At 66.4% G+C, this 12,599-nt stretch carries 15 protein-coding genes; 4 read left to right on the top strand and 11 right to left on the bottom strand.

The features are described 5' to 3' along the window. The first annotated feature begins 20 nt into the window (after positions 1-20). Both ACQR03_RS22345 and ACQR03_RS22340 read left to right on the top strand, forming a co-directional pair. A complete protein-coding gene (locus ACQR03_RS22345; RefSeq protein WP_315751522.1) occupies positions 21-854 on the top strand; it encodes a PhzF family phenazine biosynthesis protein in 834 nt (277 codons plus the stop codon). An 86-nt stretch (positions 855-940) separates the two neighbouring features. Then, positions 941-1,528, top strand: a complete 588-nt coding sequence (locus tag ACQR03_RS22340) for an NADPH-dependent FMN reductase (protein WP_315828026.1) — start codon at positions 941-943, stop codon at positions 1,526-1,528. A 25-nt stretch (positions 1,529-1,553) separates the two neighbouring features. Here ACQR03_RS22340 and ACQR03_RS22335 read toward each other — a convergent pair whose 3' ends face one another. The 10 genes from ACQR03_RS22335 to coxB all read right to left on the bottom strand — a co-directional run bounded on the left by ACQR03_RS22335 (position 1,554) and on the right by coxB (position 9,396). After that, positions 1,554-1,958, bottom strand: a complete 405-nt coding sequence (locus ACQR03_RS22335; protein WP_315827985.1) for a carboxymuconolactone decarboxylase family protein — start codon at positions 1,956-1,958, stop codon at positions 1,554-1,556. Continuing rightward, positions 1,897-2,376 carry a MerR family transcriptional regulator gene (locus ACQR03_RS22330; protein WP_316170724.1) on the bottom strand — a complete coding sequence of 160 codons (480 nt, stop codon included), beginning with the start codon at positions 2,374-2,376 and terminating at the stop codon, positions 1,897-1,899. The genes ACQR03_RS22335 and ACQR03_RS22330 overlap by 62 nt, the downstream gene beginning before the upstream one ends. A gap of 84 nt (positions 2,377-2,460) precedes the next feature. Beyond that, a complete protein-coding gene (locus ACQR03_RS22325) occupies positions 2,461-3,222 on the bottom strand; it encodes an SURF1 family protein (RefSeq protein ID WP_316170723.1) in 762 nt (253 codons plus the stop codon). A gap of 205 nt (positions 3,223-3,427) precedes the next feature. Next, positions 3,428-3,817: a DUF983 domain-containing protein gene (locus ACQR03_RS22320; RefSeq protein WP_315717920.1), complete on the bottom strand. Its 390-nt coding sequence runs from the start codon at positions 3,815-3,817 to the stop codon at positions 3,428-3,430. A gap of 166 nt (positions 3,818-3,983) precedes the next feature. Continuing rightward, a complete protein-coding gene (locus ACQR03_RS22315; protein ID WP_315751289.1) occupies positions 3,984-4,841 on the bottom strand; it encodes a cytochrome c oxidase subunit 3 in 858 nt (285 codons plus the stop codon). 87 nt (positions 4,842-4,928) lie between these two features. Then, positions 4,929-5,588, bottom strand: coding sequence for a cytochrome c oxidase assembly protein (locus tag ACQR03_RS22310; protein WP_409998642.1), 660 nt, complete (start codon positions 5,586-5,588; stop codon positions 4,929-4,931). An 8-nt stretch (positions 5,589-5,596) separates the two neighbouring features. Then, positions 5,597-5,773, bottom strand: coding sequence for a CoxF protein (locus ACQR03_RS22305; RefSeq protein ID WP_315717922.1), 177 nt, complete (start codon positions 5,771-5,773; stop codon positions 5,597-5,599). A gap of 20 nt (positions 5,774-5,793) precedes the next feature. Further along, the gene (locus tag ACQR03_RS22300; protein WP_315751287.1) at positions 5,794-6,732 is read right to left on the bottom strand and encodes a heme o synthase; all 939 of its coding nucleotides are present in this window, start codon (positions 6,730-6,732) and stop codon (positions 5,794-5,796) included. Positions 6,733-6,878: 146 nt separating this feature from the next. Next, on the bottom strand, positions 6,879-8,492 hold the full coding sequence (gene ctaD, locus ACQR03_RS22295) for a cytochrome c oxidase subunit I (RefSeq protein ID WP_315717924.1): 1,614 nt from the start codon (positions 8,490-8,492) through the stop codon (positions 6,879-6,881). Positions 8,493-8,559: 67 nt separating this feature from the next. Further along, entirely contained in the window at positions 8,560-9,396 is an 837-nt protein-coding gene (gene coxB, locus ACQR03_RS22290) for a cytochrome c oxidase subunit II (RefSeq protein ID WP_315717925.1), read from the bottom strand. Positions 9,397-9,876: 480 nt separating this feature from the next. Between coxB and ACQR03_RS22285 the strand changes: the two genes are divergently transcribed. After that, positions 9,877-10,503, top strand: a complete 627-nt coding sequence (locus ACQR03_RS22285) for an invasion associated locus B family protein (protein ID WP_315717926.1) — start codon at positions 9,877-9,879, stop codon at positions 10,501-10,503. Between the two features lie 84 nt (positions 10,504-10,587). Here the strand turns inward: ACQR03_RS22285 and ACQR03_RS22280 are convergent, their stop codons facing one another. Continuing rightward, on the bottom strand, positions 10,588-11,088 hold the full coding sequence (locus tag ACQR03_RS22280; protein WP_315751517.1) for a GNAT family N-acetyltransferase: 501 nt from the start codon (positions 11,086-11,088) through the stop codon (positions 10,588-10,590). A gap of 84 nt (positions 11,089-11,172) precedes the next feature. On the opposite strand from ACQR03_RS22280, the gene tldD reads away from it, so the two are divergent. Beyond that, complete coding sequence (tldD, locus tag ACQR03_RS22275; RefSeq protein WP_316170721.1) at positions 11,173-12,597, top strand: metalloprotease TldD; 1,425 nt, start codon at positions 11,173-11,175, stop codon at positions 12,595-12,597. The last annotated feature ends 2 nt before the right edge of the window (positions 12,598-12,599 follow it).

The following is a 12,599-nucleotide window of genomic DNA, read 5'->3' as shown; positions in this document are numbered from 1 at the left end:
AGATCGAGCGCGAGACCTCCATGATCATCCAGCACATCGCAGCCTTCACCGACGGCCCACGCGGCGGCAATCCGGCCGGGGTCGTCATCTGCGAGGCGCTGCCCGAGGCCGCCACCATGCAGGCGACGGCGGCGGAGATCGGCTATTCGGAGACGGCGTTCGCGGCGCCCATCGGCGACAAATGGCGGGTGCGCTATTTCGCGCCGCAGGCCGAGGTGGATTTCTGCGGCCACGCGACGATTGCGCTCGGCGCGGCGCTGGCGAGGCACGAGCGCTCCGGCACGTTCGCACTGACGCTCAACCATGCCGAAATCACTGTCGACGGGCATCATTCGGCGACCGACTGGAGCGCGGCGTTTCGATCGCCGCCGACGCTGACCCGGGCCCTGCCATCTGCGGCGCTCGACAAGATCCTGACGCTGTTCGGGCTGTCGCAAGACGAACTCGACGAGCGGATCCCGCCGGTGATCGCTCACGCCGGCATGGATCATCCAGTGATTGCCCTGCGCGACCGCAGCCGCCTGGCTGCCATCAGCTACGACTTCGCTCGAGGCCAGGTGCTGGCACAGCGTGAGCGCTTCTGCACCTTCGCCCTCGTACACGCCGAGACGCCGCAGCTGTTTCACGCCCGCAACCCGTTTCCGTTCGGCGGGGTCTACGAGGACCCGGCGACGGGCGCGGCGGCCGCGGCGCTGGCCGGCTATCTGCGCGAGCTCGCCTGGGCGACCGAGCGGCCGATCGTGATCCGCCAGGGCGAGGACATGGGCGTGCCCTGCTGCCTGCAGGTCGATCTCGACGGCCCTCCAGGCGCGCCGGTCCGGGTGTCCGGGCGAGCCCGGCTGATTCACGCGTGATTTGATTTGAAATCCCGGGGCGCCTGGCCGCCATAGTGCGCGGGCTGCAAGAACGAGCGCTTCGTTCGCCAGCGGAGCACGCCGTGATGATGTCGACCGAGATGCAGCAGGACACATCGCTCATCGTTCTGATCAGCGGCAGCCTGCGCGCCCGCTCGGCCTGCCGTGCAGCGATCGTCGCCGCGGCCGAGCTGGCGCCAGCGGATGTCACGCCGGCGATCTACGTCGGGCTGAGCGAGCTGCCGCACTTCAATCCCGACCACGATTGCGATCCCTTGCCCGAGCCGGTCATTCGCTTGCGCAAGCTGCTCGGCGACGCCCGCGCCGTCATGCTGTCGACCCCGGAATATGCGGGCTCGCTGCCGGGCAGCTTCAAGAACATGATCGATTGGACCGTCAGTGCCGGCAGCCTCTATCGACGGCCGATCGGCTGGATCAACTGCTCGGCCCATGGTGGCGCGCACGACGCCCATGCCGACCTGCGCAGGGTGCTGGAGCGCGCGGGCGCGACGATCGTCGATGAGGCTTGCGTCGCCGTACCGGTGCCGCCGACGGCAATGACCGCAGATGGTCGCATCGCGGCCCCCGACATGCGTGCGGCCATCGCGGATGCGATCGCCGCACTGGCCTTGGCCGCGTCCGCAGGCGATGAGAACACACAGCCATCGTCATGACTGTGCTCACCGCGGGCGCCCGAATTCATGCGGGCTTCGCGTCCGCTTCCGCGAACACCGCCTTGGCCGCGAACAGGCCGTTGAGCGCGGCGGGGAAGCCGGCATAGACCGCCATCTGCATGATCACCTCGGTGATTTCCGCGCGGCTGAGGCCGACATTGAGGCCCGCATGGATGTGCACCTTGAGCTGAGGGGTGGCATTGCCGAGCGCGGTCAGGGACGCGATGGTCGCGATCTCGCGGCTGCGCAGATCGAGGCCGGGGCGCGAATAGATGTCGCCGAACGGAAACTCGATCACGTAGGTCGCGAAATCCGGCGCGATGTCGGCGAGCGCCGCGATCACATTGCGGCCGGCCTCGCCGTCGATGCTATCGAGCGCGCGCCGGCCGCGCGCCAGCCGATCCTGATCGTTGTTGGCGCCGGATGGCATGCCGCCCGGCATCGGGCTCGTCGTCGTGGCCTGGTTGGGCGTGGATCGCGTCATCATCGTTCGTCCTCTCGCTGCTGCCGGCATAGCCGGCGATCTTGCCGTCGAGAACGAGAAGGCTGTCCTGCAGGCTGGCGACGCGCGCCCGGACCGCGTCGCGATGCCGCTCCAGGAGCCGGCGTCGTTCCGGCTCCGTGGCAGCGCCGCCCGCACGCAGCTCGGCGTAGCGCAGCATGTCCCGGATCGGCATTCCCGTGGCCTTCATCCGGCCGAGGAATTCGATCCAGGTCAGGATCGATGCGTCGTAGTCCCGCTGGCGGGCATGATCGCGATCGGCCCTGGGCAGCAGCCCGATCCGCTCGTAGTAGCGGATCGTATGGGGCGTCAGCCCCGACTGCCTGGCCAGCTCGCCGATCTTCATGCGCCCCTATCTCCATTCACGACGCCACGCAGGCTACGGGTTCGAGTGCGCTCTAAGTCAAGCGACGTTTCGCGGGCTACGGGCTCATCGGTTCGCTGCGCGCCGACCCCGCGCCCACACCGCGAACGCGACGATCAACGCGGCGGCCAGAGAGAACCACGTGATCGCGTATTGCATGTGCTCGTCGCGCAGATGCGGCGACAGCGGGCCGGGCTTGGGAATGCCATTGTCGGGCACCGGCGATTCCAGATCGATGTAGAACGGCGCGACCTCGCCCCAGCCGAGCGTCTTGGCCATCGCGCGATGGTCGCGCGTGAACCACAGCCGCTTTTCGCGGCTCTCGGCCGCGGTGAGCAAACCGGCAGCCTCGGGAAAGCGCAGATAGCCGGTCAGGGTCACGGGCTCGCCGGTGACGAGCTTGGCGGTGGCGCGGTCCTGCACCGCGCGTTCCTGCATCGTGTTGGCGACGAAGCCGGCGTCGATCACGACGGTCTCGCCGGACGGCAAGCGCGCAGGGAGGAACGCCCAGGTGCCCGGCCCGGAGACGTCCTCGCGCACGGCGGAGCCGGCGCTGTAGACCATCGCATCGGGCAGTCCGGCGTAGGTGGCGGTGAAGCTGACGCGACGGAATTCGTCGCGTTCCGGAGTGAGCATACGCCACTCGTCTTGTGGCGGCAGCGGTGCGGGCGCAGCAGCAACGCGATCGGTGAGCGCTGCGATCAGCGCGTGCTTTTCCGCACGGCGCTGCAATTGCCAGATGCCGAGGCCTGCGAACAGCGCGACCATGACGACGGTGAAGGCGGCGAAGGCGCGGGAGGACGTTTTGCGGCTGGGCGCACTCGTCATTGCGCAGATGTCCGCGGCGAGGTGAACGCTTTGCCGGAGCGAACGGTGCGCTCCCCTCCCCCTTGCGGGGAGGGGTTGGGGGTGGGGGTGGCCCAACAAAGACTGCCGCTGGGGCTACCCCCCTCCCCGGCCCTCCCCCACAAGGGGGGAGGGAGCACACCTTCGGCGCCGCTCAGATGTGCGACTCGCACGCGCAGGCGCCAGCTCATCGCGGCGTCTTGTCCACCAGGCGGCCGGGGGCGGCCTTGTGGTGGAATTGCAGGGCGATCAGCAGCGACTTCATCGCGCGCAACGGCAGCAGCGTCGTCACCAGGATCAGCGGTCCCCAGAGCGCGGCATGGACCCAGAACGGCGGCTGATACTTCACCTCGACGATCAGCGCGGCGCCGACCACGATGGCGCCGGCGAGCATCATGATGAAGATCGCCGGACCGTCGCCGGTGTCGATGAAGGCGTAGTCGAGATCGCAGGCTTCGCAGCGCTTGCGCAGGTTGAGGAAGCCGTCGAACAGCTTGCCCTGGCCACAGCGCGGGCAGCGGCAGGCGAGCCCGCGCAGGACGGTCTGGGCCAAAGTGACGGGCGGATGGGTGGTCATGGTGTCTTGCCCCCTGGGCGGCCGCGCGACGCCTCATGGTGATACAACCGGAGGCGACGAGAGCGGATCACATTTCGATCAACCGCCGGGCGCCGCTGCAACGAGAAAGGGCGGCCCGACGGCCGCCCCTTCTTAGCACGTTCGACGGAACCGGTGCGCGCCGGCTTCAGTGCGCGCCGTGGGCCATCGCCTCGGCGCCGTGGCCCCAGACGTAGATGCAGATGAACAGGAACAGCCAGACCACGTCGACGAAGTGCCAGTACCAGGCGGCGAACTCGAAGCCGAGATGCTGCTTGGGCGTGAAGTGGCCGGCATAGGCGCGCGCCAGGCAGACGGTCAGGAAGATCGTGCCGACCAGGACGTGGAAGCCGTGGAAGCCGGTCGCCATGAAGAAGGTCGAGCCGTAGACGTGGCCGGCGAACGAGAACGTTGCGTGGCTGTACTCATAGGCCTGCACGCAGGTGAAGGTGGCACCCAGGAGGATGGTGAGGATCAGGCCATATTTCAGGCCCTTGCGGTCGCCCTCGAGCAGCGCGTGGTGCGCCCAGGTCACCGTGGTGCCCGAGGTCAGCAGGATCAGCGTGTTGAGCAGCGGCAGGTGCCAGGGATCGAAGGTCTCGATGCCCTTGGGCGGCCAGACGCCGCCGAACAGGGCCTCGCGGGTGGCCTGCACCTCGAAGTTCGGATACAGCGCGGCATTGAAATAGGCCCAGAACCAGGCGACGAAGAACATCACCTCGGAGGCGATGAACAGGATCATGCCGTAGCGGTGATGGAGCTGCACCACGCGGGTGTGGTCGCCCTTGTATTGCGCTTCCTTGATGACGTCGCCCCACCAGCTCGCCATGGTGTAGAGCACGCCGATGGTGCCGATGCCGAACACGATCGGCGCGGCGCCGAACATCTTGTGCATCCAGCCGATCGCACCGAACGCCATGATGAAGGCCGAAACCGAGCCGACGAACGGCCAAGGGCTCGGATCGACGAGATGGTAGTCGTGATGCTTGGCGTGCGCCTCAGCCATGGCAAGTCTCTCCCCAGATCGATGCCGGTCGCGCCGGCACGGTGTCGTTCAACGGCGATGGTCCCCGAATATCGGACGTCCGCGCGGTCATAGGCTGCCCCGCGGTTTGTCCGGCTCGCCCGCCGCGACCGGCTTCGGTGCGTCGCGGACGGGATAGAAGGTGTAAGACAGCGTGATCGTCTTCAAACTGTCGTTCTCGTGATCGGCTGTTATCGCCGGGTCGACGTAGAACACCACCGGCATCTCGCGGGTCTCGCCCGGCGCCATGGTCTGCTCGGTAAAGCAGAAGCAGTTGATCTTCTGGAAGTAGGCGCCCGATGTCAGCGGCGACACATTGTAGGCCGCCTGCGCCATGGTGGTGCGCGCCGACTGGTTGGTGACGGTGTAGTAGACCGTGACCACCTCGCCGATCGCGACCTCGATCTCGGTCTTCTCCGGCTCGAACTTCCAGGGCAAACCGCCGGCGACATTGGAATCGAAGCGCACGGAGATCCGGCGCGCCAGCGGCGCCGAGGATGGCGCTGATGTCGCGACCTGCGTGGTGCCGTTGAAGCCGGTGGCGCGGCAGAACCAGTTGTAGAACGGCACGGCGGCATAGGACGCGCCGACCATCAGCACCACGACGGCGCCGCAGATGCCGCCGACTAGCGCATCGCGGCTGAGGCCGCGGCGCGGCGCGGCCGGCGCGGTCGCCGAAACGATCTGGTCGGTTGTCTCCATCGCGGTCTGCTTCGTCCCGTCCTGCATCACGTCTTCTACATCGGCCGATTCAGCACCGCGGGACCCTTCACCATGGTCACCGCGAAGAACAGCACCACCAGCACGCCGAGCGCGAGCGCAATCGCGATCGAGCGGCGACGGCGGCTGCGCAGCTGCGCCTCGGTGAGGACGATGCCCTCTTGCTCGTTCGGATCTGCCATCGTGGTCGCCATGTTTTCCAGTCTCGCGCCTCTTACCAGATCAGCGGCGCGATCATGCGCGCGACCGCTTCGAGTCCGAGCGTAGCGAACAGCACGAACAGATAAAGGATCGAGAAGGCGAACAGCTTGCGGTTGGCGCGTAGCGAGGCGCTGCGCTCGCGCTTGCGGAACACCTCGACCGCGAGCCACAGCATGCCCGTGCCGAGCGCCAGCGAGACGACACCGTAGACGGCATCGAAATAGCCGAGCGGCCACGGCGCGGCGGCGATCGCCACCAGGACGATGGTGTAGAGCAGGATCTGCAGCCGGGTCGCATCGGGGCCGGCGACCACCGGCAGCATCGGCACGCCGGCGCGGGCGTAATCATCGCTGCGGAACAGCGCCAGCGCCCAGAAATGCGGCGGGGTCCAGAAGAAGATGATCAGGAACAGCCAGAGCGGCTCCGGCGCGATCGAGCCGGTGGCGGACACCCAGGCGACCACCGGCGGCAAGGCGCCGGCGGCGCCGCCGATGACGATGTTCTGCGCAGTCCAGCGCTTCAGCCACAGCGTGTAGATGACGACGTAGAAGAAGATGGTGAAGGCGAGCAGCGCACCGGCGAACCAGTTGACGAGGATGCCGAGCGTTAGCACCGAGAAGAACGACAGCGTGATGCCGAAGGCGAGCGCCTCCTGGCGGGTGACGCGGCCGCGCGGAATCGGGCGGTTGGCGGTGCGCGACATCAGCGAGTCGATGTCGCCTTCCAGCGCCATGTTGAGCGCGCCGGAGGCGCCGGCCCCGACCGCAATACACAGCAGTGAGGTGATGGCGAGCACCGGGTGGAAATGGCCCGGAGCGATCAGCAGGCCGATCAGCGCCGTGAAGATCACGAGCGACATCACCCGCGGCTTCAGGAGCGCGAGATAATCGCCGACATCGGCCTCGGAAATCCGCGGGCCGACGGCAATGGCGTTCTGATCGATGACCGACACGGCGAATCCAGACTTCAATTCACAGACTTCAATTCAAAAGGTTCTGGGACAGGGAGTGCCAGAACCGCGCTTCCGGCGCGGCACCAGGCGCGCCACCGGCAGAGATCGACGCGGCGCCGGATGGCGCCGCGTCGGAGAGATCAGGTTCACTGCACCTTCGGCAGCACCTCGAACTGGTGGAACGGCGGCGGTGAGGACAGGGTCCATTCCAGCGTCGTCGCACCCGGTCCCCACGGATTGTTCGCGGCCTGCTGCTTGCGCATGAAGGCGTCGACCACCCCATAGATGAAGATCAGGACGCCGAAGGCCGAGATGTAGGAGCCGATCGACGAGACCAGGTTCCAGCCCGCATAGGCATCGGGATAGTCGATGTAGCGGCGCGGCATGCCCGACAGGCCGAGGAAGTGCTGCGGGAAGAACACCAGGTTGACGCCGACGAAGGTGACCCAGAAGTGCGCCTTCGCGATCGTCTCGTTGTACATGTAGCCGAACATCTTCGGGAACCAGTAGTACCAGCCGGCGAAGATGGCGAACACGGCGCCGAGCGACAGCACGTAGTGGAAGTGCGCGACGACGTAGTAGGTGTCCTGCAGCACACGGTCGACGCCGGCGTTCGCCAGCACGACGCCGGTGACGCCGCCGACCGTGAACAGGAAGATGAAGCCCACCGCCCACAGCATCGGCGCGCGGAACTCGATCGAGCCGCCCCACATCGTGGCGATCCAGGAGAAGATCTTCACGCCGGTCGGCACCGCGATCACCATGGTGGCGGCGACGAAATAGGCCTGCGTCGCCGAGGACATGCCGACCGTGTACATGTGGTGCGCCCACACCACGAAGCCGATGCCGCCGATCGCGACCATGGCGTAGGCCATGCCGAGATAGCCGAACACCGGCTTGCGCGAGAAGGTCGACACGATCTGGCTGATCATGCCGAAGCCGGGCAGGATCAGGATATACACTTCCGGATGGCCGAAGAACCAGAACAGGTGCTGGAACAGCACCGGGTCACCGCCGCCGGCCGGATCGAAGAAGGTGGTGCCGAAATTGCGGTCGGTCAGCATCATCGTGATGGCGCCGGCGAGCACCGGCAGCGACAGCAGCAGCAGGAACACCGTCACCAGGATCGACCACACGAACAGCGGCATCTTGTGCAGGGTCATGCCCGGCGCGCGCATGTTGAAGATGGTGGTGATGAAGTTGATCGAGCCGAGGATCGACGACGCACCGGCAAGGTGCAGCGACAGGATCGCGAAATCCACCGCCGGTCCGGGATGGCCCGAGGTCGACAGCGGCACATACATCGTCCAGCCGGCGCCGACGCCGTTGGCGCCGGGCTCGCCCTCGACGAAGGTCGAGGTCAAAAGCAGCGCGAACGAGGCGGGCAGCAGCCAGAACGAGATGTTGTTCATGCGCGGGAACGCCATGTCCGGCGCGCCGATCATCAGCGGCACCATCCAGTTGCCGAAGCCGCCGATCATCGCCGGCATGACCATGAAGAAGATCATGATCAGGCCGTGCGAGGTCACGAACACGTTGTAGGTGTGGTTCTCGTGGAACAGCTGCACACCCGGATACATCAGCTCGATGCGGATCGCGACCGACATGGCGAGGCCGATGATGCCGGCGCACACCGCGAAGATCAGATACATCGTGCCGATGTCTTTGTGGTTGGTCGAATAGATCCAGCGCCGCCATCCGGTCGGATGGTCGTGCGCGTGATCGTCATGGCCGGTCAGGGTCGTCGCGTTCGTCGCCATTGTCCAATCCTCAGTGTCCCCGTGGACCGCCAAGGCGGCCCTCAATCTCAGCGTTCATCCCGCTCGGCTACTGCGACACGCCCGCAGCCGACGCATAGGTGCTCGTGGGCGCGCTGGCGTACTTCTTCTTGGCGTCCTCGACCCAGGCGGTGAATTCCTGGTCGCTCACGACGCGCACCGCGATCGGCATGTAGGCGTGGTCCTTGCCGCACAGCTCCGAGCACTGGCCGTAATACATGCCGACCTTGGTCGCCTTGAACCAGGTCTCGTTGAGGCGGCCGGGAATGGCGTCGATCTTGACGCCGAACGACGGGATCGCCCAGGAGTGGATCACGTCGGCGCCGGTGGTCTGGACGCGAATCACCTTGTTGACCGGCACGACCATTTCGTTGTCGACGGCGAGCAGGCGCGGCTGCTTGTCCTGCGCCAGCAGCGAGTCGAACTCGAACTTGCCGTTGTCGGGATAGGCGTAGCTCCAGTACCACTGCTTGCCGGTGGCCTTGATGGTCATATCAGCCTTCGGCACATCCAGCTCGAGGAACAGCAGCCGGAACGACGGCACCGCGATCATGACCAGGATCAGCACCGGGATCAGCGTCCAAGCCACCTCGATCAGCGTGTTGTGCGTCGTCCGCGACGGCACCGGGTTGGCGCGCGCGTTGAACTTGACCACCACGGCGACCAGCAGCGCCAGCACGAACAGCGTGATGATGGTGATGATCGTCAGCAGCAGGCCGTGGAACCAGGTGATGTTCTCCATCACCGGCGTCGCAGCCTCCTGCAGCTTGACTTCCCATGGCGCCGGCTGGCCCGTTTCAGCAAACGCCGCTCCACCCGACACGAGCGTCATGCCCGTTACAGCCAACCCCAGCAAGGCGCTCAATTGGCCTCTCGACATCTTCATGCCGTCGCGCTCCCTTCAGAACTTTCCCCCTCGGCGCACCGCCCGCTTCACGCAGCGGCGCGCCGTTCGATCCGCTCTCCTGACAAATGGCCTTCGGGCGGATGCATAGAAAAGCACCTGGGCCAGTTCACTGGAATGACGAAATCTTTCTTCTCAAACCATAATTCTTGATCTATCGCAATGCAGTCTTGCGCCGGATATCGCGCGCGGCGCTGTTCGTCGCGACAAGCGTATTTTCCGGGAGATTGCCGCATGCCGTGATTTCGCGGGCAACGGGCGCTTGACAGGCGTGCGGCGCGATGTAGGCAAACGGGACACGGCCGTTTGCGAGGCTGATTCGGCGAGGCGCAGCGGCAGCGCCCACCAGGGTGCGGCCATATTTGGTATCGTTTCGTGCCGTACGCCGGTGACGCTGTCCTCAAGACGCCATCATTGCCGTATCATGGCGTCGGACGCGCAGATCACCCACAGGAAATTGTCATGGCACCGACCCGGATCAGGGTTTCAACGGACAGGACAGCTGACATGTCGACCCCAGCTGCGAATGACTCGCGCCGTTTGTACCGATTCAGCGCGGTGCGTGCGCGACTCGCGCGTGTTGCCGCGATGACCTCCGCGGCGACCGCGGTCGCGATGATCGCTGCGACGGTGATCGGCGCGCCGCACGCGGCGTTGGCGCAGGGCGCGGTGCGCTCGGTGCATGGCGACTGGCAGATCCGCTGCGACACGCCGCCCGGCGCGCAGAGCGAGCAGTGCGCGCTGATCCAGAGCGTCGTGGCCGAGGACCGTTCCAATGCCGGCCTCACCGTGATCATGCTGAAGACCGCCGACCAGAAGAGCCGGCTGATGCGCGTGGTGGCGCCGCTCGGCGTGCTGCTGCCGTCCGGCCTCGGCCTGAAGCTCGACAACCAGGATGTCGGCCGCGCCGGCTTCGTGCGCTGCCTGCCCAATGGCTGCGTCGCCGAGGTGGTGCTGGAGGACAAGCTGCTCGGCCAGCTCAAGACGGCGAAGACCGCGACCTTCATCATCTTCGAGACGCCGGAGGAAGGCATCGGCTTCCCGCTGAGCCTCAACGGCCTCGCCGAAGGCTTCGACAAGCTGCCCTGACGTCGGCGGCGATTGACAGACCCTTCGCAGCACGATGCCGTGATCGAGCCGTGAGTTCGCGCGTCTGAATGCGCGCCAGCGGCCTCAGCGCCGCCCGTCGAGCGCCAGCGCCATCACCAGCAAGGTCTTGTCGAACCCGTCATCGCCGGGCTCCCGCGGCTGCACCGCCTTGAGCAGGAATCCGGCCTTCTGGTACAGCCTGATGGCGTTGGTGTTGCTGCGGTAAACCGTGAGCTCGACACGCGAGAAGCCGGCCACCCGCGCCGCCTCGAGCGCCGCCGCCATCAGTCGTCTGCCCAGGCCCTGGTGCCGGAACTGCGGCATTAGGCCCATGCCGAGCACCCCGATCCGGGCATCGATTGGCCCCGATTTGGGCGTCACATCGCACCAGCCGACCACCTCCCCGGCCGAGAGAGCAACGAATTGCGGATATCCCTCGTGGATGTTGTTCAGAATGAAGGCGCGCGTCGACTCCAGCGGCGGCGCCTGCACGAACGACAGATAGCGCCGTTCGCGCGCGACGTAATCGAGCGTGCGGTGGAAGCTCTCGATGTGAGCGGACGTGATGGGAACGATCTCAACCATGTCAGTTCGGTAATCATCCAGCCCCTCGCGCCCCGGCGTCAAAACAACTATCTTGGAATGAACGCTCCGACAACGGATTGACCCATGACTGCTCCCACCACTTCCCTGCTCGAACGCGCCAATCTGGACCGTGATACGGTCCGGAGCGAGGTCGCGCGTGGCCTGGCCGGCGCCGATGACGGCGAATTGTTCTTCGAATACAGCCAGACCGAAGCGCTGACCTTCGACAATGGCCGGCTGAAGCAGGCGACCTATGACACCAGCCAGGGATTCGGCCTGCGCGCGGTGAAGGACGATGCAGTCGGCTATGCCCATTCCTCCGACGTCTCGCTGCCGGCGCTGATGCGCGCCGCCGATGCCGTCAGCGCCGTGCGCGGCGGCTATTCCGGCACGTTCGCGAGCCCGCCGCCGCACACCAACGTCCGGCTCTATGGCGACGATAATCCGCTGGACGCTCCCGGATTCGAAAGCAAGGTCAAGCTGCTCGGCGAGATCGACGCTTACTTGCGCGACAAGGATCCGCGCGTGCGCCAGGTGACCGTGAGCCTCGGCGCGACCTGGCAGGTCGTGGAGATCCTGCGGCCCGACGGCGAGAGCTATCGCGACATCCGCCCGCTGGTGCGCGTGAACGTCTCGGTGGTCGCCGGCCAGGGTGATCGCCAGGAGACCGGCAGCAAGGGTTATGGCGGCCGCGAGGCCTATGCCCGCTTCATCGAGACCAAGGCGTGGCGCGAGGCCGCCGACGGCGCACTGCGCGAGGCCCTGGTCAATCTGGAATCGGTCCCCGCTCCCGCCGGCGAGATGGACGTCGTGCTCGGCGCCGGCTGGCCCGGCGTGATGCTGCACGAGGCCGTCGGTCACGGCCTCGAGGGTGACTTCAACCGCAAGAAGACCTCGGCCTTCGCCGGGCTGATGGGCAAGCCGGTCGCCGCCAAAGGCGTCACCGTGGTCGATGACGGCACCATGGCCTCGCGCCGCGGCTCGCTGTCGATCGACGACGAGGGCACGCCGACCAGCCGGACCGTGCTGATCGAGGACGGCATCCTGGTCGGCTACATGCAGGACCGGCAGAACGCGCGGCTGATGAACATGGCGCCGACCGGCAACGGCCGCCGTCAGGGCTACGCGCACGTGCCGATGCCGCGCATGACCAACACCTACATGCTGGCCGGCGAGCGCGATCCGGCCGAGATCATCGCCTCGGTCAAGAACGGCATCTATGCCGTCAATTTCGGCGGCGGCCAGGTCGACATCACCTCGGGCAAATACGTCTTCCAGTGCACCGAGGCCTACAGGATCGAGAACGGCAAGGTCGGTGCGCCGGTGAAGGGCGCGATGCTGATCGGCAACGGCCCGACGGATTTGAACCGCATCAGCATGATCGGCAACGATCTGTCGCTCGATACCGGCATCGGCACCTGCGGCAAGAACGGCCAGGGCGTGCCGGTCGGCGTCGGTCAGCCGACGCTTCGCATGGATCGCATTACGGTGGGAGGCACGGGCCGATGAGC

The organism is Bradyrhizobium sp. HKCCYLS3070, from assembly GCF_051167575.1.
Lineage (GTDB): Bacteria > Pseudomonadota > Alphaproteobacteria > Rhizobiales > Xanthobacteraceae > Bradyrhizobium.
Note: the sequence above shows the minus strand (reverse complement) of the source record. Positions and strands in the feature narration are given on the sequence as shown.

What these genes read in the sequence shown, in the direction of transcription:
- ACQR03_RS22345 (WP_315751522.1), top strand. Translation starts at nt 21, where the DNA reads ATGATCATCCAGCACATCGCAGCCTTCACCGACGGCCCACGCGGCGGC.
- ACQR03_RS22340 (WP_315828026.1), top strand. Translation starts at nt 941, where the DNA reads ATGATGTCGACCGAGATGCAGCAGGACACATCGCTCATCGTTCTGATC.
- ACQR03_RS22335 (WP_315827985.1), bottom strand. Translation starts at nt 1,958, where the DNA reads ATGCCATCCGGCGCCAACAACGATCAGGATCGGCTGGCGCGCGGCCGG.
- ACQR03_RS22330 (WP_316170724.1), bottom strand. Translation starts at nt 2,376, where the DNA reads ATGAAGATCGGCGAGCTGGCCAGGCAGTCGGGGCTGACGCCCCATACG.
- ACQR03_RS22325 (WP_316170723.1), bottom strand. Translation starts at nt 3,222, where the DNA reads ATGACGAGTGCGCCCAGCCGCAAAACGTCCTCCCGCGCCTTCGCCGCC.
- ACQR03_RS22320 (WP_315717920.1), bottom strand. Translation starts at nt 3,817, where the DNA reads ATGACCACCCATCCGCCCGTCACTTTGGCCCAGACCGTCCTGCGCGGG.
- ACQR03_RS22315 (WP_315751289.1), bottom strand. Translation starts at nt 4,841, where the DNA reads ATGGCTGAGGCGCACGCCAAGCATCACGACTACCATCTCGTCGATCCG.
- ACQR03_RS22310 (WP_409998642.1), bottom strand. Translation starts at nt 5,588, where the DNA reads ATGCAGGACGGGACGAAGCAGACCGCGATGGAGACAACCGACCAGATC.
- ACQR03_RS22305 (WP_315717922.1), bottom strand. Translation starts at nt 5,773, where the DNA reads ATGGCGACCACGATGGCAGATCCGAACGAGCAAGAGGGCATCGTCCTC.
- ctaD (WP_315717924.1), bottom strand. Translation starts at nt 8,492, where the DNA reads ATGGCGACGAACGCGACGACCCTGACCGGCCATGACGATCACGCGCAC.
- coxB (WP_315717925.1), bottom strand. Translation starts at nt 9,396, where the DNA reads ATGAAGATGTCGAGAGGCCAATTGAGCGCCTTGCTGGGGTTGGCTGTA.
- ACQR03_RS22285 (WP_315717926.1), top strand. Translation starts at nt 9,877, where the DNA reads ATGGCACCGACCCGGATCAGGGTTTCAACGGACAGGACAGCTGACATG.
- ACQR03_RS22280 (WP_315751517.1), bottom strand. Translation starts at nt 11,088, where the DNA reads ATGGTTGAGATCGTTCCCATCACGTCCGCTCACATCGAGAGCTTCCAC.
- tldD (WP_316170721.1), top strand. Translation starts at nt 11,173, where the DNA reads ATGACTGCTCCCACCACTTCCCTGCTCGAACGCGCCAATCTGGACCGT.